This window comes from Pseudonocardia aurantiaca (assembly GCF_039526725.1).
Lineage (GTDB): Bacteria > Actinomycetota > Actinomycetes > Mycobacteriales > Pseudonocardiaceae > Pseudonocardia > Pseudonocardia aurantiaca.
In genome coordinates, this window is record NZ_BAAAJG010000008.1 from 677,078 (window position 1) to 701,741 (window position 24,664).

General features: G+C 72.2%; 24 protein-coding genes, 1 tRNA gene and 1 pseudogene. 10 read left to right on the forward strand and 16 right to left on the reverse strand.

From position 1 onward, the window contains the following. The first annotated feature begins 8 nt into the window (after nucleotides 1–8). Nucleotides 9–863 carry a class I SAM-dependent methyltransferase gene (locus tag ABD143_RS13120; protein ID WP_343976362.1) on the forward strand — a complete coding sequence of 285 codons (855 nt, stop codon included), beginning with the start codon at nucleotides 9–11 and terminating at the stop codon, nucleotides 861–863. Between the two features lie 173 nt (nucleotides 864–1,036). Here ABD143_RS13120 and ABD143_RS13125 read toward each other — a convergent pair whose 3' ends face one another. After that, the gene (locus ABD143_RS13125; RefSeq protein ID WP_343976365.1) at nucleotides 1,037–1,405 is read right to left on the reverse strand and encodes a hypothetical protein; all 369 of its coding nucleotides are present in this window, start codon (nucleotides 1,403–1,405) and stop codon (nucleotides 1,037–1,039) included. A 154-nt stretch (nucleotides 1,406–1,559) separates the two neighbouring features. Between ABD143_RS13125 and ABD143_RS13130 the strand changes: the two are divergent. Continuing rightward, nucleotides 1,560–1,832, forward strand: a pseudogene (locus ABD143_RS13130) (DNA glycosylase AlkZ-like family protein); the annotation flags it as partial. A 42-nt stretch (nucleotides 1,833–1,874) separates the two neighbouring features. Continuing rightward, on the forward strand, nucleotides 1,875–2,297 hold the full coding sequence (locus ABD143_RS13135) for a PaaI family thioesterase (RefSeq protein WP_343976368.1): 423 nt from the start codon (nucleotides 1,875–1,877) through the stop codon (nucleotides 2,295–2,297). Between the two features lie 24 nt (nucleotides 2,298–2,321). Here ABD143_RS13135 and ABD143_RS13140 read toward each other — a convergent pair whose 3' ends face one another. The 6 genes from ABD143_RS13140 to ABD143_RS13165 form a co-directional block, all read right to left on the reverse strand. Further along, nucleotides 2,322–3,044, reverse strand: a complete 723-nt coding sequence (locus tag ABD143_RS13140) for an ABC transporter ATP-binding protein (RefSeq protein WP_343976371.1) — start codon at nucleotides 3,042–3,044, stop codon at nucleotides 2,322–2,324. Then, complete coding sequence (locus ABD143_RS13145; RefSeq protein ID WP_343976374.1) at nucleotides 3,041–4,039, reverse strand: ABC transporter ATP-binding protein; 999 nt, start codon at nucleotides 4,037–4,039, stop codon at nucleotides 3,041–3,043. Before ABD143_RS13145 ends, ABD143_RS13140 begins: the two co-directional genes overlap by 4 nt. Continuing rightward, nucleotides 4,036–5,811 carry a branched-chain amino acid ABC transporter permease gene (locus ABD143_RS13150; RefSeq protein ID WP_343976377.1) on the reverse strand — a complete coding sequence of 592 codons (1,776 nt, stop codon included), beginning with the start codon at nucleotides 5,809–5,811 and terminating at the stop codon, nucleotides 4,036–4,038. The genes ABD143_RS13145 and ABD143_RS13150 overlap by 4 nt, the downstream gene beginning before the upstream one ends. Beyond that, nucleotides 5,808–6,737 (reverse strand): branched-chain amino acid ABC transporter permease, encoded by a 930-nt coding sequence (locus ABD143_RS13155; RefSeq protein ID WP_343976380.1) that lies wholly within the window; start codon nucleotides 6,735–6,737, stop codon nucleotides 5,808–5,810. Before ABD143_RS13155 ends, ABD143_RS13150 begins: the two co-directional genes overlap by 4 nt. A gap of 79 nt (nucleotides 6,738–6,816) precedes the next feature. Next, nucleotides 6,817–8,055: a branched-chain amino acid ABC transporter substrate-binding protein gene (locus ABD143_RS13160; protein WP_343976383.1), complete on the reverse strand. Its 1,239-nt coding sequence runs from the start codon at nucleotides 8,053–8,055 to the stop codon at nucleotides 6,817–6,819. A 215-nt stretch (nucleotides 8,056–8,270) separates the two neighbouring features. Continuing rightward, a complete protein-coding gene (locus ABD143_RS13165; protein WP_379659736.1) occupies nucleotides 8,271–8,906 on the reverse strand; it encodes an ANTAR domain-containing response regulator in 636 nt (211 codons plus the stop codon). Nucleotides 8,907–9,027: 121 nt separating this feature from the next. Between ABD143_RS13165 and ABD143_RS13170 the strand changes: the two genes are divergently transcribed. Next, nucleotides 9,028–9,101: transfer RNA gene (locus ABD143_RS13170), tRNA-Leu, on the forward strand. A gap of 44 nt (nucleotides 9,102–9,145) precedes the next feature. Next, nucleotides 9,146–9,898, forward strand: a complete 753-nt coding sequence (locus ABD143_RS13175; RefSeq protein ID WP_343976386.1) for a hypothetical protein — start codon at nucleotides 9,146–9,148, stop codon at nucleotides 9,896–9,898. A 4-nt stretch (nucleotides 9,899–9,902) separates the two neighbouring features. Here ABD143_RS13175 and ABD143_RS13180 read toward each other — a convergent pair whose 3' ends face one another. Beyond that, nucleotides 9,903–11,039, reverse strand: coding sequence for a dipeptidase (locus ABD143_RS13180; RefSeq protein WP_343976389.1), 1,137 nt, complete (start codon nucleotides 11,037–11,039; stop codon nucleotides 9,903–9,905). Between the two features lie 44 nt (nucleotides 11,040–11,083). Between ABD143_RS13180 and ABD143_RS13185 the strand changes: the two genes are divergently transcribed. Beyond that, on the forward strand, nucleotides 11,084–11,623 hold the full coding sequence (locus ABD143_RS13185) for a DUF309 domain-containing protein (protein ID WP_343976392.1): 540 nt from the start codon (nucleotides 11,084–11,086) through the stop codon (nucleotides 11,621–11,623). Between the two features lie 36 nt (nucleotides 11,624–11,659). Here ABD143_RS13185 and ABD143_RS13190 read toward each other — a convergent pair whose 3' ends face one another. Further along, entirely contained in the window at nucleotides 11,660–12,433 is a 774-nt protein-coding gene (locus ABD143_RS13190) for a crotonase/enoyl-CoA hydratase family protein (RefSeq protein ID WP_343976395.1), read from the reverse strand. Between the two features lie 57 nt (nucleotides 12,434–12,490). Here ABD143_RS13190 and ABD143_RS13195 point away from each other — a divergent pair, with 57 nt between their 5' ends. Continuing rightward, the gene (locus ABD143_RS13195) at nucleotides 12,491–13,609 is read left to right on the forward strand and encodes a GNAT family N-acetyltransferase (protein WP_343976398.1); all 1,119 of its coding nucleotides are present in this window, start codon (nucleotides 12,491–12,493) and stop codon (nucleotides 13,607–13,609) included. A 24-nt stretch (nucleotides 13,610–13,633) separates the two neighbouring features. Here the strand turns inward: ABD143_RS13195 and ABD143_RS13200 are convergent, their stop codons facing one another. The 5 genes from ABD143_RS13200 to dprE2 form a co-directional block, all read right to left on the reverse strand. Then, the gene (locus ABD143_RS13200; protein ID WP_343976401.1) at nucleotides 13,634–14,788 is read right to left on the reverse strand and encodes an ABC transporter substrate-binding protein; all 1,155 of its coding nucleotides are present in this window, start codon (nucleotides 14,786–14,788) and stop codon (nucleotides 13,634–13,636) included. A gap of 16 nt (nucleotides 14,789–14,804) precedes the next feature. Continuing rightward, nucleotides 14,805–15,620, reverse strand: a complete 816-nt coding sequence (locus tag ABD143_RS13205; protein ID WP_343976403.1) for an ABC transporter permease — start codon at nucleotides 15,618–15,620, stop codon at nucleotides 14,805–14,807. Continuing rightward, nucleotides 15,617–16,462: an ABC transporter ATP-binding protein gene (locus tag ABD143_RS13210; RefSeq protein WP_343976406.1), complete on the reverse strand. Its 846-nt coding sequence runs from the start codon at nucleotides 16,460–16,462 to the stop codon at nucleotides 15,617–15,619. The genes ABD143_RS13205 and ABD143_RS13210 overlap by 4 nt, the downstream gene beginning before the upstream one ends. After that, entirely contained in the window at nucleotides 16,459–17,328 is an 870-nt protein-coding gene (locus ABD143_RS13215) for an ABC transporter permease (protein ID WP_343976409.1), read from the reverse strand. Before ABD143_RS13215 ends, ABD143_RS13210 begins: the two co-directional genes overlap by 4 nt. A gap of 112 nt (nucleotides 17,329–17,440) precedes the next feature. Next, the gene (gene dprE2 / locus ABD143_RS13220) at nucleotides 17,441–18,178 is read right to left on the reverse strand and encodes a decaprenylphospho-beta-D-erythro-pentofuranosid-2-ulose 2-reductase (RefSeq protein WP_343976412.1); all 738 of its coding nucleotides are present in this window, start codon (nucleotides 18,176–18,178) and stop codon (nucleotides 17,441–17,443) included. A gap of 49 nt (nucleotides 18,179–18,227) precedes the next feature. On the opposite strand from dprE2, the gene ABD143_RS13225 reads away from it, so the two are divergent. Further along, the gene (locus tag ABD143_RS13225) at nucleotides 18,228–18,371 is read left to right on the forward strand and encodes a hypothetical protein (protein ID WP_343976415.1); all 144 of its coding nucleotides are present in this window, start codon (nucleotides 18,228–18,230) and stop codon (nucleotides 18,369–18,371) included. A 27-nt stretch (nucleotides 18,372–18,398) separates the two neighbouring features. Beyond that, on the forward strand, nucleotides 18,399–19,220 hold the full coding sequence (locus tag ABD143_RS13230) for a shikimate dehydrogenase (RefSeq protein ID WP_343976418.1): 822 nt from the start codon (nucleotides 18,399–18,401) through the stop codon (nucleotides 19,218–19,220). A gap of 177 nt (nucleotides 19,221–19,397) precedes the next feature. Here ABD143_RS13230 and ABD143_RS13235 read toward each other — a convergent pair whose 3' ends face one another. Both ABD143_RS13235 and ABD143_RS13240 read right to left on the reverse strand, forming a co-directional pair. Continuing rightward, on the reverse strand, nucleotides 19,398–19,985 hold the full coding sequence (locus tag ABD143_RS13235) for a class I SAM-dependent methyltransferase (RefSeq protein WP_343976420.1): 588 nt from the start codon (nucleotides 19,983–19,985) through the stop codon (nucleotides 19,398–19,400). 56 nt (nucleotides 19,986–20,041) lie between these two features. Then, nucleotides 20,042–22,915: a GAF domain-containing protein gene (locus tag ABD143_RS13240; protein WP_343976422.1), complete on the reverse strand. Its 2,874-nt coding sequence runs from the start codon at nucleotides 22,913–22,915 to the stop codon at nucleotides 20,042–20,044. Between the two features lie 229 nt (nucleotides 22,916–23,144). Between ABD143_RS13240 and ABD143_RS13245 the strand changes: the two genes are divergently transcribed. Beyond that, nucleotides 23,145–24,629 carry an ABC transporter substrate-binding protein gene (locus ABD143_RS13245; RefSeq protein ID WP_343976425.1) on the forward strand — a complete coding sequence of 495 codons (1,485 nt, stop codon included), beginning with the start codon at nucleotides 23,145–23,147 and terminating at the stop codon, nucleotides 24,627–24,629. Nucleotides 24,630–24,664: the final 35 nt, after the last annotated feature.

Genomic DNA, 24,664 nt, shown 5'->3' on the forward strand with positions numbered 1-24,664 from the left:
CTTTCAACATGACCGATACCGCGAAGATTCCTGATGTGAGCGCAGATGTGAGCGCAGAGGAACGGCTCGGCACCGTCGGGGTGGCCCGGCGGGCGGCGGGCGCACCGGAGTCGGAGCGCGCGAGCCGGCTGTGGTGGGACGCCGACGCCGACGACTACCTGGCCGAACACGGCCGCGACATCGGCGAGTCCGAGTTCGTGTGGTGCCCGGAGGGCCTGCGCGAGGCCGACGCCGGACTCCTCGGCGACGTGCGTGGCCGGCGCGTCCTGGAGGTGGGGTGCGGGTCGGCGCCGTGCGCCCGGTGGCTCGCCGCGCAGGGGGCGCATCCGGTGGCCCTCGACCTCTCCGGCGCGATGCTCCGGCACGCCGCCGCGCTGGGCGCAGGCACCGGCATCAGCGTCCCGCTCGTGCAGGCGGGCGCGGAACGGCTGCCGTTCGCCGACGCGTCCTTCGACATCGCGTGCTCGGCGTTCGGGGCCGTCCCGTTCGTGGCCGAGCCCGAGCGCGTGATGCGCGAGGTGGCGCGCGTACTGCGCCCCGGCGGGCGGTGGGTCTTCGCGGTCAACCACCCCATGCGCTGGATGTTCTCCGACGACCCCGGCCCCGACGGGCTCACCGTCCGGCAGTCCTACTTCGACCGCACTCCCTACGTGGAGGTGGACGCCGACGGCCGGGCCACCTACGTCGAGCACCACCGCACGCTCAGCGACCGGATCCGCGACATCGTCGCGGCGGGCCTGGTGTTGGACGGGCTCGTCGAGCCGGAGTGGCCGGAGGGCCGCGAGACGGTATGGGGGCAGTGGTCCCCGCTGCGCGGAGCGCTGTTCCCGGGCACCGCGATCTTCGTGTGCCACCGGCCCTAGGAGGGTCCTGAACCACTCCGCCCGTAGCGAGCGGCGTCCAGGTGGGTGCATCGCAAGGCGGACGATCGGGCCGATACCGCTGTTGTATCGGCCCGATCGTCCAACGCCGCGAGGTGCCCGCCTGGGCGTCGCGCAGTAGGCCGAGTTGTTCAGGGCGCTCCTAGAGCCACGCGTCACGCGGCCAGTTCGAGCCCCACCGCGACGGCGAGGGCCGCGCCGAGCACGGCGTCGATCCGCATGGTCGTCACCGTCGCCCGCCCCCGCGCGGGCTCCACAGCGGCCAGCCCGACGAACGCGAGCATGCTGACAAGCCCCGCCACGGCGGCGGGCAGGCGCCACTGCGGCACGACGGCTGCCACGATCAGCGCGGCGCCGAGCAGGCCAAGCAACACGGCCCGGTGCCGCATCAGCACGAGCAGGTCCGGGTCCGCGACCTCGACGCCGTAGAGCCGGCGCAGCGCCGCGGCCCCGGCCAGGCCGGCCACCGGAAGGCCGTTGACGACACCGGCGACGAGCAGGAGGACCGAGACGGCGATGGACATGCTCATGATCATGGGCAGCGCCGCGCCGGCCGTCGACTACGCGCGAGGTAATGGACTGTCGGACCGCTGTGCTGAGATCATCCGGTGCAGGTGACGTGGCGGCAGGTGACGTGGCGGCAGGTGACGCGGCGGCAGGTGACGCGGCTTCGACCCCTGGGTGATCAGTCCGCGCTCCCACCGCGACCACGCCATCCCGCCCGGCCGCGGGTCCGAGGTGTCCCGCACGGCGGGCTGGATCTCGCCGGTGCTCGTGGTGGACGGGGAGGTGGCGGGCGTCTGGGAGCACGAACTGCGCGACGGCACCCTCACCGTGGTGGCGCGGGAGTTCGCGCCGCTCACCCCGGCCGTCCGCGCGGCGGCCGAGGCACACGCCCAGCGCTACGGGGAGCTGCTCGACGCCGCGAAAGTGCAGATGGACTGGCGCTGACCCGGCCCGCCGTGGCGCGGAGCCTGTCTTAGGGTGCCGGGCGTGCCCATCAACCCTGCCGACCTCCCCGCCATCGACCGTCCCGAACAGCTCCCCGAGCGGATGGGCATCGAGTTGCTCAAGCTGAGCCTCGACGAGGTGATCGGAACCCTCCCCGTCACCGGCAACCGCCAGCCGTTCGGCCTGCTCCACGGCGGGGCCAGCGCCGTGCTCGCCGAGACCCTCGGGTCCACGCTCTCCGCACTGCACGCCCTGCCCGAGCGGTTCCCCGTCGGGCTCGAGCTGTCCTGCACCCATCACCGCTCCGCCACGGAGGGCCTGGTCACAGGTGTCGCCCGGCCGATCCACATCGGACGCAGCACGTCCACGACCGAGATCGTCATCACCGACGCCGAGGGCAGGCGCACCTGCACCGCGAGGCTGACCTGCCTGCACCGCGACACCGAGCCCCAGACGCGCCTCTGAGAAAGACGTGACGGGGCCGGGCGGTCAGCTCGCGACACCCTCGCCGAGGTAGGCCTCCTGCACGCGCGGGTCGGCGAGCAGCTCGGCCCCGGTGCCCGACAGCGTGGTACGCCCCAGGTCGATCACGTAGGCGTGGTCGGACAGGGCGAGCGCGGCGAGCGCGTTCTGCTCCACGAGCAGCACCGTGGTGCCCTCGGCCTGCAGCTCCCGGACCGTCGAGAGGATCTTCTGCGTCATGATCGGCGAGAGGCCCATCGAGGGCTCGTCGAGCATCAGCAGCTTGGGCCGCGACATGAGCGCCCGCCCGATAGCCAGCATCTGCTGCTCACCGCCGGAGAACAGGCCCGCCTTGTTGCGCCGCCGCTCACCGAGCACCGGGAACAGCGCGTAGATCCGCTCCAGGTCCGCCACGATGCCCGGCTCGTCCTTGCGCGTGTAGGCGCCCAGCCGCAGGTTCTCCTCCACCGTCATGCGGGCGAACAGCCGCCTGCCCTCCGGGCTGTGGGCCACACCGCGGGCGAGGATCTCGTGGGCGGGGAGCGTGTGGAGCGGCTCCCCGTCGAGCAGCACCTCCCCGGTCACCGGCCGCAGCAGTCCGGAGATCGTCCGCAGCGTCGTGGTCTTGCCCGCGCCGTTGCTGCCGATGAGGCTGACGATCTGGCCGCGCTCGACCGAGAACGTCACACCGCGCACGGCCTGGATGGCCCCGTAGGCGACGGTCAGGTCGCGGACCTCCAGGAAACTCATGCCTGCTCCCCACCCTCGGCCGGTGCCCCGTTGCGCTGTGCCCGGTTGTCCTGGGCCCTGTTGTCCTGGGTCCCGTTGTCCTCGGCCCCGTTGTCATGGGCCCCGTTGTCCTGGGCCCCGTTGTCCTGGGCCCCGTTGTCCTGGACGCCGGGTACCTGGACCCTGTTGACCTGGGCCTCGATCTCCTCCGGTGGGGCGCCGAGGTAGGCCTCGACGACCCGCGGGTCGCCCCGCACCTCGTCGGGGGTGCCCTCGACGAGCACCTCACCCTGCACCAGCACGAGCACCCGGTCGCACAGGGTAAAGATGAACTTCGTGTCGTGCTCGATGACGACGACGGAGATCCCGAGGTCGCGGATCGCGAAGATCAGCTGCCGGGTCGCCTCGGTCTCCTGGGCGTTCATCCCGGCCGTCGGCTCGTCGAGCAGGAGCACCGACGGGTCGGTGGCCAGCGCCCGCGCGATCTCCAGCCTGCGCTGGTCGCCGTAGGGCAGGTTGCGCGCCAGTTCGTCGGAGAACCGGGTGAGCCCGACGAACGCCAGCAGCTTCTCCGTGCGCTCGGCCGCCTCGGCCTCGCTGCGCCGGAACCCCGGCCCGTGCAGCAGCGACGAGAGCGGGTTCTGCTTCATCCGCACGTGCCGGCCCACCAGCACGTTCTCCTCCGCCGTCATGCTGGGGAAGAGGCGGATGTTCTGGAACGTGCGGGCCACCCCCTGCTCGGTGACCCGTGCCGGGTCCTGCGGCAGTGGCGTCCCGCGCAGCGCGACCGTGCCCGACGTGGGCGAGTACAGCCCGGTCAGGCAGTTGAACAGGGTGGTCTTCCCGGCCCCGTTCGGCCCGATCAGCCCGATGATCTCGCCCTCGGACAGACCGAACGACACGTCGTTCAGCGCGGTGAGCCCGCCGAACTGCATCGTGACACCGGAGGCCTCGAGGATCGTCGGCCGCGCCACGGCCGCCCCGCCGGTACCCCCGGTGGTGGTCGGCTCGCTCATGCCTGCCCCGCCTTCTCAGCGCTACCCGCCACGGCCGGGACCGATGTCGGCGGCGGTGGTTCGTCCGCGGTCTCCGGCGCGAGCTCGGCCCGGCGGTGGGCGTCGGGAACAAGTCCCTGGGGCCGGAACCGCATGATCAGGATCAGGGCGATGCCGAACAGCAGGAGCCGGTAGTCGGAGAACTCCCGCAGCTTCTCCGGCAGCACGAACAGGATCGACGCCCCGAGCACGGCCCCGGGGATCGTCCCCATCCCGCCGAGGATCACCGCCGCGAGCAGCGTGACCGACTCCAGGAACCGGAAGCTCTCGTACGACACCGTGGCCGTCTTGTGGGCGAAGAACGCGCCTGCTAGACCCGCGAGCATCGCGCCGATGAGGAACGCGAGGATCTTGATCGGGCCGGTCCGCACACCCATCGCGCGTGCGGCGTCCTCGTCCTCGCGGATCGCGATCCACGCCCGGCCCAACCGCGAGTTCTTCAGGTTCGCGAAGACCAGCATCACCGCGGCGACGATGAGCACGATCAGCACGTAGTAGAGGACGCCCGGCGGCAGCTCCAGCCCGCCGATCGTCAGCGCGTCGTTGAAGTCGTTGCCGAAGAGCGACACCGGCGGGATGCCCGGGATCGCGTTCGAGCCACCCGTGAGCCCACCGATGTTGTTCTGCGCTGTGCGCACGAAGATCTCGCCGAACGCGAGCGTGACGATCGCCAGGTAGTCACCGCGCACCCGCAGCGTCGGCGACCCGACGATCGCTCCGAAGATGCCCGCCACCACGGCAGAGATCACCATCACCAGCGGGAACGGCAGTTCGATCCCGATCCGGGCGGCTGCTGCCCCGGAGAAGTTCGCCGCGACGAAGGCCCCGATCCCGAGGAACGCGACGTAGCCGAGGTCCAGCAGGCCGGCCAGCCCGACGACGATGTTGAGCCCGATCGCCGTGGCCGCGTACACGCCGATGTTGGCCGCCACGGTCATCCAGTACTCGGTGCCCGCCTGGGTCAACGGCAGCAGCAGCGCACAGGCCAGCAGCACGACGACGCTGAACACGCGGTGCCGCTCGGAGAGCGCTCCCACCCAGCCCAGCAGGCCGGAAGCGTGCAGCGCGCCGAGCAGGCCGCCGACCGCCCCCAGGAAGGACACGAACACCGCGCCCGAGTAGACGTTCGCGGCGCTGCCCTGCCCGCCGCTGGTCAGCACGGCCGCGACCAGCAACAGCAGCAGGGCGTACACGACGAGCAGGACCAGCCACTCCAGCCACCAGCTGAAGCGCCAGTTCCAGCTGGGCACCGGGTCGAGGCCTGGAGCGTTGGCACCGACGACCAGCAGCACGCCACCGATGAGGGCCACGACGGCACCGAACGCAACGGCTCCGTCGGAGGCGGTGATGGCGCCGAGCCCGCCGCCCTCGGCGGTGATCCAGATGCCGTTGATGACGCTGACCGCCACCACACCCCAGCCGATGGCGCGCAGGATCCGCCCCTTGGCCGGCACGGGGGCGAGCGCCAGCACGACGGCGGCGACGCCGAAGAGCAGCAGGTGCAGCCGGTACTCGACGACCCCGAACGGCACTGTGAAGAACTCGAGTGTGGCCTGCGCCGGGTACGGTCCCTGGTTCAGCACGAACGTCGCCCACGGCAGGTAGGCGCCGACGACCGTCAGCAGGCCACCCGCCACGCGCAAGGGGGTGGCGATCCCGGCCGCCGCGGCCAGCCCGTGACTGGCGCGGGGCGGCGCGGCGTGCCTGGGCTTGCGCTCCGTGGTCGCGGTCATGCCCGCACCCTCTCCGTCTCGCCGAAGAAGCCTTGCGGCCGGAAGACCAGCACCACGATCAGTACCACGAAGATCCACACGTAGTCGTAGGCCGTGCCACCGGGCAGGTACTGCCCGCCGAGCGACTTGACCAGCCCGATCACCAGCCCGCCGACGACCGCGCCGCGGATGTTACCGATCCCGCCCAGCACGGCGGCGGTGAACGCGAAGATGCCGGTCTGGAAACCGATGTCGATGTTGATGAAGCCGAGGTCGGCCCCGTAGAGCACCCCCGCGACGCCGGCCAGCGCCCCACCCAGCACGAAGGTCAGCACGATGACCCGGTCCGGGTTGATGCCCATCAGCCGCGCGATGTCGCGGTCCTGCGCGGTCGCGCGCATCGCACGACCCATTCGTGAGCGCTCGATGAACTGCTGCAGCCCCACGGCCAGCACCAGCGAGACGACGATGATCAGGACGCCCGTGTAGCGGATCGGCACGCCGTCCCCGATCGGGACGATGTAGCTGCCCTGGATGAAGATCCGGGGGAACGGCAGCGCCGACGTGGCGCCCGGGTAGAACACCCGGACCGCCTCCTGTAGGGCCACCGAGACGCCGAGCGCCGTGATCAGCGGCGCGAGCCGCGGGGCGTTCCGCAGCGGCCGGTAGGCGAAACGCTCCATCGCCACGGCGACCGCGACGGAGACCGCCGCGCCTCCGATGAGCAGCAGCGGCAGCGCGAAGTACCACTGCTGCTGCACGAACGTCGGCAGCAGGAACGTGAACATCGCCAACCCGCCGTACGACCCGATCATGAAGATCTCGCCGTGCGCGAAGTTGATCAGTTGGATGATGCCGTAGACCATCGTGTAGCCGAGTGCGATCAGCCCGATCAAGGAGCCGAGCACGAGGCCGTTGACGATCTGGGACAACAGCGTGGACAGCAAGCAGGTGGTCCTTCCACGTGCGCCGGGGGGCAGGGTGTCGCCCCGCCCCCCGGCGCTGTCGTGCCTCGATCGGGGGGCGTCAGCCCGCGAAGCTGCCGGTAGAACCCTGGATCGGGGCGAAGTTGTCGCCCTCGACGGAGTAGACCGTCAGCACTCGGTTGGTGGTGTCGCCGTACTGGTCGAAGGCGACAGGGCCGCTCGCGCCCTCGAGCTTCGTGTTCTGCACCGCCGCGACGATGTCCGCCCGCTTGGCCTGGGAGTAGTCACCACCCGCAAGTGCGGTGGCCAGCCCCTTGATGATCACGTTGGCGGCGTCGTAGGTCAGTGCGCCGTAGGCGCTGTAACCCTCGGCGAACCCGGCCGCCCGGTAGTCCGCGATGAACTGGGTGGCGCTGGGCAGCAGCTCCGGCGGCGCGCCGACGTTGGTGGCGAGGTCACCGGGACGCCCGCCAAGAGCCACGAACTGCCCGTCGACGATGCCGTCCCCACCCATCAGCGGGATGTTGAGACCGGCGGCGGCCAGCTGGGCGGACAGCGGACCGGCCACCGGGTACTCACCGCCGTAGTAGACCGCGTCCGGGTTCTGGGAGCGAATCGTGGTGATGACACCCGAGAAGTCGGTGTCGCGCTCGCCCACCCGCTCCCGGGCGACGACCTGCGCACCCAGCTTGGTGGCCTGCTGGGCGAACTGGTCGGCGAGGCCGGCGCCGTAGGTCTTGCCGTCGTCGATCACGGCGATCCGCTGCTTACCCGACTGCTGCACGAGGTAGTTCGCCGCGAACGGGCCCTGGATCAGGTCGGTGGTGGCGACGCGGAAGTAGTTGGCGAACGGCCGCGCCGGAGCGGTGGCGAAGTTCTGACCGAGGGTCAGCGACGGGTTGGTGTTCGCCGGCGAGATCTGGGCGATGTCCCGCCCTGCGAGGATCGGCTGCACCGTCTGCGACGTCGAGGAGTTCAGCGTGCCGACCACACCGACGACGTTGGGGTCGGACGAGAGCAGCGTGGCCGCCTGGCCCGCCACCTGCGGGGTGGCCTGGTCGTCTTCAGGCTGGAAGCGGAGCGCGTAGCCGGGGACCGTGCAGGCCGCGTTCGCCTGGTCCACCGCGAGCTGCGCGGAGTTCCGCATGCCGAGGCCCAGGGCCGAGAGACCACCCGAGAGCGGCGCGATCATGCCGACGATCAGCGTGCCCTTGCTGGTGTCACATGTGCTGGCGGCGCCACCACCGGCGGGTGCCTCCTGGCGGTTGGTCCCGCATGCCGTGAGCCCTAGGGCTCCGGCGAGGATCGCCGCGACGACGATCGTCCGCCTCCGAGTCATGCTCTTGTCCTTCCGTACTGCGTCTCTCGGGGCTGCCCGATCACGCCCAACACTCTCGCCTGCCGAGAGCGGAGCGGACGTTAGCGACCGACCGGTAGCGAGTCACCACCAGGCCGATCTCCTTTACCGGACCGCAACCTCTCGGGCTGCGGAGCGTGATCAGCCGGTCACCTGTACGCAACTACGGAACAACTACGAAACGGAGTCGGACAGCGTCAGGACTTGGGCGCCGCGAGACCGTCGACGACCGCCTCGGCCACGGCCTTCATCGTGGTGCGGCGGTCCATCGCGGTGCGCTGGATCCAGCGGAACGCCTCGGGCTCGCTCATGTTCTGCCGCGTCATGAGCAGACCCTTGGCCCGGTCGACGACCTTGCGCGTCTCCAGGCGCTCGGTCAGCGTGGCGACCTCGTCCTCGAGCGCGCGCTTCTCCGCGAACCGGGAGACGGCGAGTTCGATGGCGGGCACCAGCTCGTGGCGCGCGAACGGCTTGACCAGGTACGCCATCGCGCCCGCGTCGCGGGCCTGCTCGATCAGGTCGCGCTGGCTGAACGCCGTGAGCATGACCACCGGGGCGATCCGCTCCTCGACGATCGAGGCGGCCGCGGCGATCCCGTCGACCTTGGGCATCTTGACGTCCATGATCACGAGGTCGGGCCGCAGCTCGCGCGCGAGCACGACGGCCTGCTCGCCGTCGCCTGCCTCGCCGGCGATCACGTAGCCCTCCTCGGTGAGCATCTCGGTGAGGTCGAGGCGGATGAGGGCCTCGTCCTCCACGACGAGCACGCGCAGACCGAGGGCCGGTTCGGCCTCGTCCGCGGCTGTGTTCTGCTCCGAAACCTGCTGGGTCACAGCGCTGCTCTCCTTCACCGGAGTTCGGACCGGAAGGATTCAGAATACCGGGAGGACCGGTTCGGCCGGTTGTGATCCCGGTGATGGGGAGCCGCTAAGCTATGCACGATCAGCGCGGTCCGCCCCCGTAACCCAACCGGCAGAGGTAGCGTTCTCAAACAACGTCCAGTGTGGGTTCGAATCCCACCGGGGGCACCTCTCGCGCACGGATTGTCGGTGGTCTTCGGCATCATCGTGGCGTGTACTCGGGGGAGGTGCGGCGGGCGGCGATCGAGGAGTTGCTGCGAAAACGCAGCTTGTCCGAGGTCAGCCGTTCGACCGGCGTGAGCCGCGCGGCCCTGCGATGCTGGCGCGACGGCTCGGCTGCAGTTCGGTCCCCGGACTGCCCGCGCTGCGCCGCCGATCGGCCCCCCATACCGCCTGCCCCCTACTCCTACCTTCTCGGCCAGTACCTCGGCGACGGCACCATCAGCCGCGGGCCCCGCGAGGTCTGGCTGCTGCGCATCGCGTGCGCCGACGACTGGCCAGGTGTCATGACCGAATGTGTGAGATCCGTCCGAGCAATCCGGCCCCACAACAGCGTCAGTCTGCTGCGCCGTCAGGGCTGCACGATCGTCACCGCTCGCTGGAAGCACTGGCCGTGCCTGTTCCCCCAACACGGTCCCGGCAAGAAACACACCCGCCCGATCGTGCTCGAACCGTGGCAGCAGGAGATCGTCGACGCGCGCCCCGGCCCGTTCCTGCGCGGCCTCTTCCACTCCGACGGTTGCCGGATCACCAACTGGACCACACACGAGGTCCGCGGCGAGCGCAGGCGCTACGAGTACCCGCGCTACTTCTTCTCCAACGAGTCCACCGACATCCTCGGGCTCTGCAGCGCCGCGCTGCACCGGATGGGTGTCGCCCACCGCTTCCCCCGGTGGAACACGATCTCGGTGGCCCGCCGGGAGGCCGTCGCGGCGCTCGACGAGGTCGTGGGCCCGAAGACCTGACGGCTCAGACCGTGGCCACGTCGTCCACCGCCCGCAGCACCCGCAGCGCGTTGCGGCCGGCGAGCTTGGCGCAGTCGTCCTCGCTCCAGCCCCGCTCCAGCAGCGCGGCGAAGAGGGCGGGGTAGGTCGACACGTCCTCCAGCCCGACGGGGAGGTCGGCCGTGCCGTCGAAGTCGCCGCCGATGCCGATGTGGTCGATGCCGGCCACCTCGCGGGCGTGCTCCACGTGCGCCACCACGTCGGCGAGCGTGGCGCGGGGGCACGGCGGGCCGTCCCACGTGGCGGCGAACGCCTCGCGGGCACGCAGGTCGCGGTGGTCGACGCCGGCCGCGGTCATGGCGTCCTGCAGCAGCCCGTCCCATTCCGTCACCGCCGTGGAGACGAACCGCGGCACGAACGCCACCATGCAGACGCCGCCATTCCCGGGGAGGGCCGCGAGGACCTCGTCGGGCACGTTGCGGGGGTGGTCGGTCACCGCGCGGCTGGAGGAGTGCGTGAACAGCACGGGGGCGGCGGTGGTGGCGAGGGCGTCGCGCATGGTCGTGGGCGCGACGTGGGAGAGGTCGACGATCATGCCGATGCGGTTCATCTCCCGCACCACGTCCCGGCCGAACGGGGTCAGGCCGCCGTGCACGGGCTCGTCGGTGGCCGAGTCGGCCCACTCGGTGTTCAGGTTGTGGGTGAGTGTCAGGTACCGGACGCCGAGGCGGCGCAACGCCTGCAGCACACCGAGCGAGCCCGCGATGCAGTGCCCACCCTCCGCCCCGAGCAGGGACGCCACCCGCCCGCTCGCGAACGCGGCCTCGGCCTCGTCCGCGGAGGTGGCGAGGCCGAGGTCGGCGGGGTAACGCTCGGTGAGCCGGTGCACGAGCTCCACCTGCTCCAGCACGGCGGCCGTCGCGTCGGCTCCGGTGAACGAGCACGGCACGTACACCGACCAGAACTGCGCGCCGACCCGTCCCGCCCGCAGCCGGGGCAGGTCGGTCTGCAGGGCGGGAACCCCCGCCGTGAGGTCGGTGCCCGCCACGGCGGCTCCCGGTTCGGGACCCGCGAGGCGGCGCAACGCCCACGGCAGGTCGTTGTGGCCGTCGAGGAGAGGGCTGGCGGTGAGCAGGGCCTCGGCCCGGGCGCGCTGATCCACCGGCTGAGTATCGCCCTCCGCGCCGGCGTGGCACCGTGGACGTGATGAGCACCCCCGCCCGCGACGGTGCCGAGCCCGGTCGCTCCCGCGACGGTGACGACACTCGTCGCTCCCGCGACAGGGACCCGGCCGGCCGCGCCCGCAACGCCCGGCCGCGCGACGCCACGGGCCGCCCGCTCCAGCGCGGGGCCGCAGGCGTCGAGCGTGTGCCGGAGGACCTCGCGCTCTCGCCCGACGAGGCCGTCACCGAGGCGCAGCGCCTCCTCGACGCCGGGCTCCCGTTCCCCGCGCACGAGGTGCTGGAGGCGGCCTGGAAGGCCGCTCCGGACGGCGAGCGGGAGCTGTGGCGCGGCCTCGCCCAACTCGCGGTCGGGTTGACCCACGCCCAGCGGGGCAACGCCAGGGGCGCAGCTGCGCTGCTGGAGCGAGCCGGTGACCGCATCGGCTCGTGGGCCGCACCGGCCCCCGCTGGCGTCGACATCGCCGGGCTGCGCGCCTACGCCGACGACCTGGCACGGCGGATCGAGCGGGACGGGCTCGACGGCGTCACGGAGGCGGACCTGCGCCCGCACCTGCGGGGCTGAGCCGGCCGTATCCTGGGCCGGCCGTTCCCGGGTTGGTCAGGGCGCGCCGTGGCGGCCCGCGCCCGCCGCGAAGCGGGCGGCGCCCGCCATCGCGTCAGCGGCCAGCGACACCTGCCCGTGCGCGAACTCGGCCCGCAGCGCCGCGTCCTTGTCGAGGCCCTCCTGCTCCAGCACCGAGAGCCGGTCGTGGCGCAGGCAGGTCTGCGGGAGGGCTGCCAGTTCGGCGGCCAGCGCCTGCGCCGCGGCCAGCGACTCCCCCGCCGGGACGACCCGGTTCGCCAGCCCCATCGCCAGAGCCTCGGCCGCGTCGACGGCCCGGCCGGTGAGGATCATGTCCATCGCCCGGCTGGTGCCGATCAGGCGCGGCAGCCGCACCGTGCCGCCGTCGATCAGCGGCACGCCCCAACGCCGGCAGAAGACGCCGAAGACCGCGGTCTCGTCGGCGACGCGCAGGTCGCACCACAGCGCGAGCTCCAGCCCGCCGGCGACCGCCGGCCCGGCGACCGCCGCCACCACCGGTTTGGACAGGCGAATCCGGGTGGGGCCCATCGGCCCGTCGCCGTCGGGGGCGACGCGGTTGCCGCGCTCCGTGCCCACGGCGGTCAGGTCGGCGCCCGCGCAGAACACCCCGCCCTCGCCGTGGAGCACGGCGACGAAGGCGGTGTCGTCGGCGTCGAACGCGCGGAAGGCCGCCGCGAGCGCCTCGGCCGTCGCGCCGTCCACGGCGTTGCGCCGCGCCGGCCGCGAGAGGAACACGGTGGTGACCGGGCCGGAGCGTTCCACCCGCACGGCCGGCTGCGATGTCGTCACCGGGCCACCCTGCCACCCCCAACGCCGGCCCGGCGACGCCGACGGTGATCATGTGGTGTGCCTGGCTCCCCCACCGTGCTCAGCGACGGCGTCGTGACCCTGCGCGGCCACACCGCCGCCGACGTCGACGACGTGCTCGCGATGGCGACCGACCCCGAGACGATGCGGTGGACGTCGACGCCGAGGCCGTACGAGCGCGCTGACGCGCAGCGGTGGATCCACGAGACCGCCCCGGCCGGGTGGGCCGACGGCACCGCGTTCCGGTGGGCGGTGGCGGGCGCGGACGGCCGGTTCGCCGGGAACCTCGACGTCCACCCCGGGCCGCGGGCACCCTCGGTCGGCTTCGGGCTGGCGCCGTGGGCACGCGGTGCCGGCCTGATGTCCCGCGCGCTCCGGCTCGCCGCCCGGTGGTCGTTCGAGGAGGCGGGGCTGCCGGTGCTGCACTGGTGGGCGCAGGCCGGCAACCTCGCGTCCTGGCGCGTGGCGCACGCCTGCGGGTTCCGGTTCGAGGGGATCCGGCGGCTGTCGGTACGGCGTGGGGACGGCGACCTGTCTGACGGCTGGTTCGCCTCGCTGGTGGCGAACGGCCCGCTCACGCCACGCACGAGGTGGTGGCCGGTGCCCGTGCTGGACGGCGAACGGGTGCGCCTGCGCCCGCACACCGAGGCCGACCTCCCGCGGATCGTCGAGTCCTGCTCCGACCCGCAGGCGCGGCACTTCCTGCCCGGGCTGCCGCACCCGTACACCGAGGCGGACGCTCGGGCGTTCGTGCTCGGCGCTCGCCTGGGCGAGTCGCTGGGCCAGCGCGTGACGTGGGCCGTCGCCGATCGCGACGACGACCGGATGCTCGCGAACGTGGCCGTGTTCGACCTCGACGACGTCTTCGCCCCCACCGGCGGCGAGATCGGCTACTGGGCTCATCCCGACGCGCGGGGCCGCGGAGTGGTCAGCGAGGCGGTCGGCCTCGTCGTCACGCACGCGTTCACGCCGGAGCCTGTGGGCGGGCTCGGCAGGCACCGGCTCGAGATCGGGGCGGCGTGGTCGAACGTCGCGAGCCGGAAGGTCGCGGAGCGGGCCGGCTTCACGCTCACCGGCCGCCGCCGGATGGCGGGAATCGTCGGGGTCGGCTCGGAGCAGGCCCTCGACGACGGCGCCGGGTACGAGCGGCTCGCCTGAGCGAGCCGCCCGCACCAGAGGAGGTCAGGAGCCGCCCGCGTTGAGCGCCACCGCCGTCGGTGTGAAGCCTGAGCCGGTCACGTCCACGCCCTCCGAACGGAGCTGCTCCAGCGCCTGCTGGACGTAGGTGTTGGTGTACGCCTCCGGGTCCGGGTCACGGGTGAGCACGGTCTGGCCGTCGGCGTTCACGGCGGTGCGCGCCACCTTCACCGTCTGATCCCACGCGGCCTGGTCCACCATGCCCGCCCCGGCCGGGGCCGGCCAGATCAGCTTGTTGACCTCGTTGACCTGCCACAGCTGGTGGCTCGCGCCGAGGGTCGACCCGGCCTCGACGACCATGTCACGGCAGGACGCGACGTTGTCGCGGCAGTACGCCCAGCCCTCGAGCGAGCCGGCGATGAACCGGGTGGTCATGTCCTTGTAGGCGGGGTCGGACAGGCGTTCGGAGCTGGCCCAGATCGCGTCCTGCAGCATCGCGGTGCCCGCGTCGTTCCAGTTGATCACGTTGAAGTCGCTCGGCTGGTAGAGCCGGCCCGTCGCCGGGTTGGTCGCCTCCAGCACCTGCGCGTACTCGTTGTACGACATCGCCTGCGCAGCGTCGATCTCACGCGAGAGCAGGGCCTGCATGTCGAACTGCTGCTGCACGAGCGTCACGTCGGAAGCGGGGGTGAGCCCCGCGCTGGTCATGCCGGCGAACAGCTCGAACTCGTTGCCGAAACCCCAGTTGCCCACCCGCTTGCCGGCCAGGTCGGCGGGCGCGCGGATGCCCTTGTCGGCGAAGGACACCTGGTAGGTGCCGGAGCGCTGGAAGATCTGCGCGACGTCGGTGATCGCCGCGCCCTGCTCCCGCGACGCGAGCGCCTTGGGCACCCACGCGATCGCGTAGTCGGCCTGGCCTTGGGCGAGCACCGTCTGCGGGACGATGTCGACCCCGCCCTCCAGGATCTGCACGTCGAGCCCGCGCTTGGTGTAGAAGCCCTGCTTGACGGCGGCGATGTAGCCGGCGAACTGGCCCTGGGTGAACCACTGGAGCTGCAGCCGCACCGGCTGCGTCCCTCCCGCGGAGGGTGTGGTGCTGCCGCCGCCCTGCCCCGTCGTGGTGCAGGCGGCCAGGGCCAGCAATGCGGCGGCGACGGCGAGGGCGCGTAGCGATCGTCGGGGTCGTGCTGGTCGAGGCATGGGGGACCTCCGGATGTCAGGCGGTGCGACCGCGCGTCACCAGGCGCTCGACGAGCAGCCCGGCCAGGTGGAACAGCAGCCCCAGTGCGATCGAGGCGGCGACGAAGGCCCACGCGCGCGCGTAGGCGGTGTTGGCGGCTGCCGCGGAGATGCGGCTGCCCAGCCCGTTCTGCAGCCCGCCGAAGTACTCGGCGACGATCGCGGCAATCACGGCGGCCGGAGCGGCGAGCCGCAGCCCCGTCATGACGTGCGGTACCGCCCCCGGCAGCCGGACGAACCGCGCGCGCTGCCACGGCGTTGCCGCGAGCGCCGTCATGAGCTCGGCGTGCACGGGCTGCACCTGGCGCAGGCCGCGTGCTGTCGCGACGAACACCGGCACCGTGACGACGACGGCCACGACGAGCCGCCGCGGGATCTCGGTGGTGGAGCCGAACATCGTTGTGAACACGGGCGCGAGCGCGACGATCGGCACGGCGCTCGCGGCGAGCACCACCGGCGTCACGAGCTCGCCGAACACCCGGGAGGACGCCGCAAGGACGGCGAGCACCATGCCCAGCACGAATCCGGCGGCGAGCCCGGCGAGGGCGTTGCCGCCGGTCACGGCTGCGGTCGGGACGATCACGTCGAACTGCGCGCCGATCTGCCCCGCGATCGCGCTCGGCGCCGGCAGCAGGAACGCGGGCACCCGCCCGATGACGACGACCAGTTCCCACAGCAGGAGCACCGCGATCCCGAAGGCGACGGCAGGCCAGACGCGCGTAACCCGCCACGCCCGCCGGGGTGCCTCGACGCTTACGGCGCCGGGCACCGCGGCCGGACCCGGGCGGGTCATTCGTGCCCCTTGCGGAGGGCTTCGCGCACGGCGGTGATCGCGGCGAAGAACGTCCCGGACTCCCGCACGTCCTCGACGTCGGCGGGGCCGAGCTCGGCCGCCTCTCCCGCGCTGTCCTTACCCACCCCGCCGGCTCCGCCAGCTCCGCCGGCTGCCATCCCCCGGCCAAGCCTGCAGCCGTCGACGATCTCGGTGATGCGCCCGGGGCGCGGGGACATGACGACCACCCGGTCGGAGAGCACGACTGCCTCGGGGATCGAGTGCGTCACGAACAGCACGCCGGCGCCGGTCTCGCGGGCGATCCGCAGCAACTCGGCCTGCATGCGCTCGCGGGTCATCTCGTCGAGCGCGCCGAACGGCTCGTCCATGAGCAGGAGTTTCGGGCTCGGCGCGAGGGCCCGGGCGATCGCCACGCGCTGCTGCATGCCACCGGAGAGCTCGCTCGGCCGGGAGCCGGCGAACTCGGCGAGCCCGACCAGCTCCAGCAGCTCCGTGGCCCGGGCCCGGCGCTCGGCCCTGCCGATGCCGTGCACGTGCAGGGGCAGCTCGACGTTCTCGGCGACCGTGCGCCACTCCAGCAGCCCGGCCTGCTGGAACGCGATGCCGTAGTCCTGGTCGAGGCGGGCCCGCCGGGGCGGCTTGCCGCCGACGAGCACCTCGCCGTCGGTGGGCTGCTCCAGGTCGGCGACGATCCGCAGCAGCGTCGACTTTCCGCAGCCCGACGGCCCGATCAGCGATACGAACTCGCCCCCGCCGACCTCCAGGTCGATGCCGTCGAGCGCGTGGACGTCGCCGAACCGCTTGTGCACCCCTGTCAGCTCAACTGCCCCAGCCTCGGTCACGACACACTCCCCCGGTAGCGGCGCAGGACGACGTCGAGCAGCCCGACCGCGCCCGCCGCGACCAGCCCGAGCACCGCGGCTCCGAGGATCGCGGTGTACATGCGGGACGGGTCGCCGGTGGCGGACTGCGCGTACTCGATGATCAAGCGGCCGATCCCGCCGCGGGTGCCGGTGGAGATCTCCGCGACGATCGCGCCCACGACCGCCGCCGCGGCGGCCAGCCGGACGGCGGGCACCAGGTGGGGCACCGACGCGGGCAGCCGCAGCCGCAGCAACGTGGTCCACCAGCCCGCGGCCAGCGCCGTGAAGAGCTCGACGTCGGCGCGCGCAGGTGAGGTGAGGCCCCGCAGCATGCCCACGGCGATCGGGAAGAACGCGAGGTACGACGAGATGACCATGACGCTCGCCCAGGGCTGCCACGACCAGCCGAGGATCGCGATCCGGCCGCCCCAGCCGGCCACGAGCGGCGCGATCGCGATGAGCGGCACGGTCTGCGAGGCCACGACGTAGGGCAGGGCGGCGCGTTCCAGGAGACCGGAGCGCTGCATCGCCAGCGCCAGCAGCACGCCGAGCACACCTCCGAGGAGCAGCCCGCCCATCGCGAGGCCGAGGGTGAAGAGCGCACCGGACGCGACGGCGGCGCCGACCGTGCGCCCGGCCGCGGCGCCTGCGACCTCCGGCTCCGCGAGCCGGGCCAGCACGGTCCAGACGTGGGGCATCGCGGCGTCGTCGGTGCGGGGCAGCACACGCGTGTCGCCGAGCAGCACACCCTCGTCGGGGACGACGAGCTTGACGAGCTCCCATACCGCGACGAGCAGGACGAACGCGGCGACCGCCGTCAGCAGCGCACGCGTCCGGCCAGCCATGAGCTGCTCCTCACCCTCGACGGGGCGCCCGGGTGATCTCCGAGCGGAAGGCGATCCTGCGAGCCGGGGATGACCGTAGCGTTACCGGCGCGTTCCCAGTAGGGACGCAAGCTCAGCGGGGCATTCGCCGCCAGAGCGCCCGCGGCGCGTGCCGGAGAACCGCGAACACCGGGCGCAGCACCCACGGCACCCACACCTCGCCGCGCCCGGCACGCAGGGCCGCCACGGTGGCGTCGGCGACCCGGCCCGGAGTGGACGAGAACGGCGCGGGAGTCATCCCGTCGGTCATCCGGCCCACCACGAACCCGGGCCGCACCAGCAACAGCCGCACGCCGCTGCCGTGGAGGGCGTCCGCGAGGCCGCTCGCGAAGCCGTCGAGGCCGGCCTTCGCCGACCCGTAGACGTAGTTGGCCCGCCGCACCCGCGCGCCTGCCACGGAGGAGTAGACGACGATCGTGCCGTGGCCCTGCGTGCGCAGGATCGCCGCCAGCTGCGTGAGCAGCGCGACGTGCGCGACGTAGTCGGTGTGCACGATCTGCACCGCGTGGTCCGGGTCGCGCTCGGCGCGGCGCTGGTCGCCGAGGATTCCGAAGGCCACCACGACGACGTCGAGACGGTGGTGCCTGCGCACCACGTCGAGCAGCACGGCGCTGTGGGACGCGAGGTCGTCGGCGTCGAACTCGACGCGGTCGACGGCCGCCGCCCCGGCCGTGCGCAGCGACTGCTCCTCGGCGGCCAGGTCGGCGCTGCGGCGTGCAGCCAGCACGATCGTCGCGCCCGGCGCGAGCCGCTGTGCCACGGCCAGCCCGATCTCGCTGCGGCCCCCGAGCACCAGGACTGTGTCCCCCATCCGCGCAGCCTGACACACCGCCGCAACGTGGGCGTCCTCACGTGGCCGTGTGCCGGAGTTCGTGCGGCGCAGCCGGGAAGCCCTCGGGATGGCGAGCGACCGGGTGAACGAGAAGTACGGCTTCTCCTGCTCCCGCGCCGCGGCGTCGGTCGAGCGCGACGGAGATGTGGAGGTCGAGGCACTGCGGCGCTGACGGGAAAGGGCCGGGGATACTGACCGGATGCACGCCGCCGTCCTCGGCTCGCCGGTCGCCCACTCGCTCTCCCCGGCCCTGCACACCGCCGCCTACGCCGCACTCGGCCTGGACGGCTGGCGCTACGGCAGGCACGAGTGCGACGAGGCGGGGCTGCCGGGGTTCGTCGCCGGGCTCGGCCCGGAGTGGGCGGGCCTCTCGCTGACCATGCCGCTCAAACGGGTGGCGCTGGAGGTCGCGTCGGAGGTGTCGCCGCTGGCGGCGGCGACCGGGGCCGCCAACACCCTGGTGCTGACCGGCGGGCGCCGGTTCGCCGACAACACCGACGTGGCCGGGATCGTCGCCGCTCTGCGGGGCGCGGGTGTCATCGGCGGCGGGCGGGCCGTGGTGCTCGGCGCCGGGGGCACCGCGCAGGCCGCGCTCGCCGCGCTGCGCGACCTCGGGATCGGCGACGTCGACGTGCTGGTCCGCAGCACCGCGCGGGCCGGTGAGCTGCGCGCCGCCGCCGACCGCCTCGGCGTGGCGCCGTCGGTGAGCGACGCCCTCACCGACCCCGACCGCGCGAACACGGCGATCGCGAGGGCCGACGTGGTGGTGTCGACGCTGCCGAAGGGCGCGGCCGACCACCTCGCCGGCCCCGGCGCGGGCACTGTGCTGCTCGACGTGATCTACGCGCCGTGGCCCACCCCGTTCGCGGGCGCCGCGCACGCCGCCGGGGCGCGGGTGGTGAGCGGGCTGGAGATGCTGCTGCACCAGGCGGTGGCGCAGGTGGAGCTGATGACGGGCCTGCCGGGGCCAGTGGCGGAGATGCGAGCGGCCCTGGACGCGGCGGTGGCCGCCCGCGCCTGAGCGGGATGAGGTACTTCTCCAGGCTCTGCACACAAATACGCACCGGCCACGGCGTGTGTTCCCCGTGAGACGGACAGCAGAGAAGGGCTCAAACAGCCCTGTTGTCCCTCACCGCCCCCGGCCGCGCAGGTGGACGCGTATGTGTGTGCAGAGCTTGGGCCGGACGGCGCCGGACGGCTACGACAAGAGGCGGCGGTGGACCGAGACCGCGTAGTCCCCGCCTGTGTACGGCTCCCGGTCCCACGTGGCGAACCGGTCCTCGAGCGTGAGGCCCGCGGCCGCGCACCAGCCGTCGTAGTCGGCGAGCGTCGGCCAGTCACGCCGTAGCTGGAACCCGGCCACCAGCCGCCCGCCTGAGGCCAGGTTGCGGGCGCAAGCGGTCACGGCGGCCGCCCGGCGGTCCGCCGCCACGTACGGCACGACGTTGCCCGCGAGCACCGCCAGGTCGAAGCGCTCCGGGCGGTCGAGGTCGGCGAGGTCGCAGGCCAGCCACGTCAACTCGGGCGCCTTCGCCTGCGCCGCTGCGATCATGTCGGGGTCGGCATCGACGCCGAGCACCGTGACCCCGCGGCGGGCGAGCTCGATCCCCACCCGGCCCGTGCCACAGCCGCCGTCCAGCACCGTTGCGGGCCGGTAGGAGGTCACGAGGTCGGCCTCGCCGTGCGGGTTATGCCCCGCCTCCGCCATGCGTCGCCAGCGCTCGTCGTAGCGGTCGAGGTCCACCTGCTCGCGCCAGCGCTGCCAATCGTCGGGGAGCCCGGTCACGGCGACAGGTTAGTGCGACCTCGCTGCCCAACGCCTCGGCCGAGCCGGTCCAGCAGCTATTTACGGACGACCGGGAGCTCGACGCGCACCGAGGTGCCCCTGCCCGGCGGGCTCGCGATCGCGATCGTGCCGCGGAGCGCCGCGACGCGGTCCGTCAGCCCGGTCAGCCCGGACCCCCGCGCGGAGTCCGCGCCGCCAATGCCGTCGTCGTCGATCCTCAGCTGCAGCGTGCCATCGTGCACGTGGGCCGTGACCTCGACCTTCGATGCCTGCGCGTGCTTTGCCGCGTTGGTGAGCGCCTCGGAGATGACGTAGTACGCCCCGACCTCGACGTGGTCGGCCAGCCGCTCGTTGACCGAAAGGTTCAGCTCGACGGGGACCGCCGAGCGCCGCGCGAGCGTCCTCACCGCGGGCCGCAGGCCGCCTTCGGAGAGGACCGCCGGGTGGATGCCCCGCGACAGCTCCCGCAGGTCGTCGAGTGCCCCCGCGAGGCCCTGGCGGGCGTGTGCCAGCTCTGCGATGAGCTCCACGTCCTCATGCGGCGCGATCGCCTCCGCGCCTTGCAGCTCCAGCGCAAGCGATACCAGGCGCTGCTGAACGCCGTCGTGCAGGTCACGCTCGAAGCGCCGGCGCACCTCGTCCGACGCGGCGACCAGGCGCGCGCGCGAGGCGAACAGCTCGGCGCGGTTGTCGGCGTTCGCGATTGCGGTGCCGATGAGTTCGGTGAAGCCGGCCATGCGCTGTTCGGTGTCAGCCGGGAAACGCTCGCGCCGTGTCCCGACGGCGATCGCGCCCCACAGGCGTCCCTCGACGACGATCGGCGCCGCGACCCCTGACCGGACTCCCACCAGGCGGATGGCGAGACTCCAGGCGTCGGAAGCTTGGCTGAAGTCGTCGATGCGAGCCGGGCGGGCCGTGCGCAGAACGACCGCCACGGCCGCCGGTGGCTCAGGCTTCCAGCGGCTCCCCACCCGGAGCTCGGCGGCGTATGCGCCGGTGCTGGCGGCGACGGTCACCTCGCCGTCGGGCTCGACGAGGCGGACGATGACCGTACCGTCGGCACCGAGGACGCTGCCGACCTCCTCCGCGACGGCCGAGAACACCTCGGCCGACGGCATCCCGCGGGCGACCAGAGTGGCCACCCGCCGCAGCGCGGCCTGCTCCTCGGCCAGCCGCTCCACCTCCGCGCGCGCCTCGGCGTTCGCAACCGCCGTGGCCATCAGCTCCGTGAACTGGCCCAGGCGCGACTCGGTGTCCAGCGGCAGCGGCTCGTCCCGAGACGCCGTCACGGCGCCCCACAACCGGCCTTCCACCCGGATCGGCACGGCGACGGCGGAGCGGATACCGATCGAGCGAACGGCTTCCGCCAACCGGCCGCTCGTCGTCGCGTAGTCGTCGATCCGCGCCGGCTGCCCTGTCCGCAACACTCGCGAGGCAGCGCTATCGCTTTCCAGCCGCGAGCCTGTCGGGAAGGACTCTTCAGCCTTGCCCCAGCTGCTCACCACGACCGCCCTGCCGTCCTCGTAGCGCAGCATCCGGATCTCATCCGTGCCGAGCAGCTGCCCGATCTCTTCCGCGATGGCGCTGAACACCTCTGCTTGGGGCCCTTCGCGCGCGACGACCGTCGCCACCCGCCGCAGGGCCGCCTGCTCGCCTGCGAGACGTGCGAGCTCGGCCTCAGCCTGGTGGCGGTCCGTCACGTCGCGCGCCACCGCGTAAATGACCCTGTCCTCGACGGCAGGCGTCGATGTCCACTCGAGGACCCGCTGCGAGCCGTCCTTGCGCACGTAACGGTTCTCGAACGACAGCGTCGTCTTGCCCTCACCGAGTGCGGCCGCCTGCGCCGCGGTGCGCTCCCGATCGTCGGGGTGGACGAGGTCGAGGTACGGCCGGGCGAGGAGCTCTTCCTCCGTATAGCCCAGAATCCGCTCGACGGAAGGATTGACGCGGGTGAAGTACCCGTCGAAGTCGGCGACGGCGATCAGGTCGGAGGAGAGCGTGAAGATGCGGTCGAGTTCCTCCTGTGCCCTGGCTCGCCGCGCCGCGCTGACGCCGAGCGCCGCCGTGAGACCGGCGAGGACGACGCCGGCGGCGAGGACGATCCACGGCAGCACGGCCGCGGCACCGCGGACCGATTCCAGCGGCACGACGACGTCGAATCGCTGACCCGCCTCGGTGAACGACTGACGGACGGTCGCCGCTCCCGCAGGACCGGCTGTCGGAGCGCCACCGGCGGCGAGCTGCACCGCCGGCGTGTCCGTGGCCGCGGCACGCAGCGTCTCGCCGGAGACGAACACGACCGCGAACCCCGGTTCGACGACTCCCCCGCGCTGGGCCAGGCTGATGAGGAAGAGCCCCTCCGTCCCGTCTCTCACGGTCGAGAGCGGGGTTGCGCTCGGCTGATGAAGTGCACGCGCACGAAAGAGCGCGCCGGCCATCCCCGGCTCACCGCCGAGATCGAGCCCGGGCACGGTGATCGGAGGGATCCCGGAGGCCAGCGAGGCGGGCAGGTAGGAGGACCGGGATTCGACGCCTACGATCCTTCGGCGCTGGTCGCGCGTCACAATGGGATGGCCGGTCCGTTGCTCGTAGGCCGCCCGGTCCGCCGCCCCGACCTCCTCAACCCACCCAGCGGCGGGAAAGCCTGCCGGGCCGAGCCATTTGGCTGCGTTGCTGGCGAACTCCTCGTTCGTCACGCCGGTCCGGCCGACGCTCGCCATGTACCGGCCGAGACTCGCGGCGAGGGACGCAGCGTCCGCAAGACGCGCGTGGATCTGCGCGGCCGCGACCTCGGCCTGATGCTCGGAGTTGCGGCGCGCGTCGCGCTCGCCGAGCAGGCGCGCCCCCAGGAAGCCGGCCATGGTCAGCCCGACGACAAGCGCGAGCAGTGCGACGCGCCGCGGCGGAAAACGCCAACGCCTCGGAGCCACCGGCCCAGTCTGCTCCGTCGTAATCGCCGGGGAAAGCACAGTTGGAACGTCGAAGCGCGGGGACTAGCGTCGCAAGATGACGATCCCGATGTCTCGTCGGTCGTTTCTGAGATCCGCAGCAGCGGTGACGCTTTCGGCGCCGTTCGCGGGATCGTTGATCGTGGGCTGCGGTGAGCCCGTGCGACGCTCTGGTCAGCTTGTCGTCGCGGCAGCTACGACCCCGCCGAGTTTGGACTGGGAGCTCGTGTTCGGCAAGGAGGTATACGACCACGTCTTCAACCTGAATGATCGGCTGACCCGCTGGAAGCAGGTCCCCGCTCCCGACGAGCCGGGCGGTTTCGACCTCGCTTGGCAGGCCGCCAACTTCGAGGAGATCACCGAACCGCGCATGGCCGAGGGGTGGGAGGTCACCAACGGTGGACGGACCTACACATTTTCGCTACGCAGAGGCTGGCCGAGCCACGCGGGTAACGAGTTCAGCGCCGCAGACGTGAAGTGGACATTCGACCGGAGCTTCGCGCTTCGCGGCATCACGAGCTACTACAACGAGCTGGCCAAGATCGAGCGGCCGGAGGACGTCAAGGTCCTCGACCGGTACACGGTCCGCATCGAGCTGGGGGAGCCTGGGCCGGACCTGCTGCTCACGATGAGCGGGTTCTGGCGTGCGATCGTCGACTCGAAGCCGGCCAAAAGCCATGCCACCGCCGCCGACCCCTGGGCGAAGACCTGGATGGAGAGCAATGACGTCGGTTTCGGCCCGTACAAGCTCGCCGAGCTCAGCCCTGGGCGCCAGGTCGTGTGGGAGGCCCATAAGGAGCATCCCTTCCCGCCTGTGCTCGACCAGATCACCTTCCGGCAGGCGCCGGAATCGTCCGACCGGCTCGCCATGCTGATGAGCGGAGACGCGCAGGTCGCTCAGTACTTGCTGCCCGCGGACATGAAACGGGTGCAGGCGAGCGACAAGCTGCGGCTGTGGAACTTCCAGGGCTACGTGATCCACTCGTGCCCGATGAACACGAAGTACCCGCCATTCGACGACGTGCGCGTTCGGCAGGCCCTGTCGTACGCAACGCCGTATCGGCGGATCATCGATGAGGTCTACCAAGGCTTCGCCGGTCCGGCATTCGGTCCGCTCTCGGACCACGCCGCCGGGTTCGACCCATACCAGAGCCCGTTCACCTACGACCCCGAACGGGCGCGCGAGCTGCTGCGTGAGGCCGGCCATGCGAACGGGTTCACGACCAGGTTGGCCTACAGCACTGCCGAGCCCCTCGGAGAAGTCGTGGGCACGCAGCTGCGGAGCGCCTTCTCTGACGTCGGCGTGTCACTCGACCTCGAGGCGCTCCCGGCCTCGACGTACACGGTCGCGCTCTTCAACGGCGAACGGCCGATGTTCTTCCAGAGCTTCGGAGCTGATTCCCCGGACCCGGCCTACGCCCTGGGGGTCTTCTACCAGTCCGACAGCTCCAACAACTGGAGCGGGTACAAGAACGCAGGAACCGACGCCTGCTTGGCCGGTGCCGGGCAGCCGCGACTCACTTGGGGCCAGCGGGTCGAGGAGCACAAGCGCTGTGCCGAGATCGTCGCGAACGATGCCCCCTGGCTCTGGATCGCCCAGCCCGGCTTCCAGATGAGCACGCGTCGGGACGTGACCGGGATCAACTGGTACGCCGGCGAGGGGGTCGACTGGAGCAGGGTCGGCTATGTGAGCTGATCACCAGACGTGGAGGTGGCTGAGGAACAAGCGCC

What these genes read in the sequence shown, in the direction of transcription:
- ABD143_RS13120 (WP_343976362.1), top strand. Translation starts at nt 9, where the DNA reads ATGACCGATACCGCGAAGATTCCTGATGTGAGCGCAGATGTGAGCGCA.
- ABD143_RS13125 (WP_343976365.1), bottom strand. Translation starts at nt 1,405, where the DNA reads ATGTCCATCGCCGTCTCGGTCCTCCTGCTCGTCGCCGGTGTCGTCAAC.
- ABD143_RS13140 (WP_343976371.1), bottom strand. Translation starts at nt 3,044, where the DNA reads ATGAGTTTCCTGGAGGTCCGCGACCTGACCGTCGCCTACGGGGCCATC.
- ABD143_RS13145 (WP_343976374.1), bottom strand. Translation starts at nt 4,039, where the DNA reads ATGAGCGAGCCGACCACCACCGGGGGTACCGGCGGGGCGGCCGTGGCG.
- ABD143_RS13150 (WP_343976377.1), bottom strand. Translation starts at nt 5,811, where the DNA reads ATGACCGCGACCACGGAGCGCAAGCCCAGGCACGCCGCGCCGCCCCGC.
- ABD143_RS13160 (WP_343976383.1), bottom strand. Translation starts at nt 8,055, where the DNA reads ATGACTCGGAGGCGGACGATCGTCGTCGCGGCGATCCTCGCCGGAGCC.
- ABD143_RS13185 (WP_343976392.1), top strand. Translation starts at nt 11,084, where the DNA reads ATGAGCACCCCCGCCCGCGACGGTGCCGAGCCCGGTCGCTCCCGCGAC.
- ABD143_RS13200 (WP_343976401.1), bottom strand. Translation starts at nt 14,788, where the DNA reads ATGCCTCGACCAGCACGACCCCGACGATCGCTACGCGCCCTCGCCGTC.
- ABD143_RS13205 (WP_343976403.1), bottom strand. Translation starts at nt 15,620, where the DNA reads ATGACCCGCCCGGGTCCGGCCGCGGTGCCCGGCGCCGTAAGCGTCGAG.
- ABD143_RS13215 (WP_343976409.1), bottom strand. Translation starts at nt 17,328, where the DNA reads ATGGCTGGCCGGACGCGTGCGCTGCTGACGGCGGTCGCCGCGTTCGTC.
- dprE2 (WP_343976412.1), bottom strand. Translation starts at nt 18,178, where the DNA reads ATGGGGGACACAGTCCTGGTGCTCGGGGGCCGCAGCGAGATCGGGCTG.
- ABD143_RS13230 (WP_343976418.1), top strand. Translation starts at nt 18,399, where the DNA reads ATGCACGCCGCCGTCCTCGGCTCGCCGGTCGCCCACTCGCTCTCCCCG.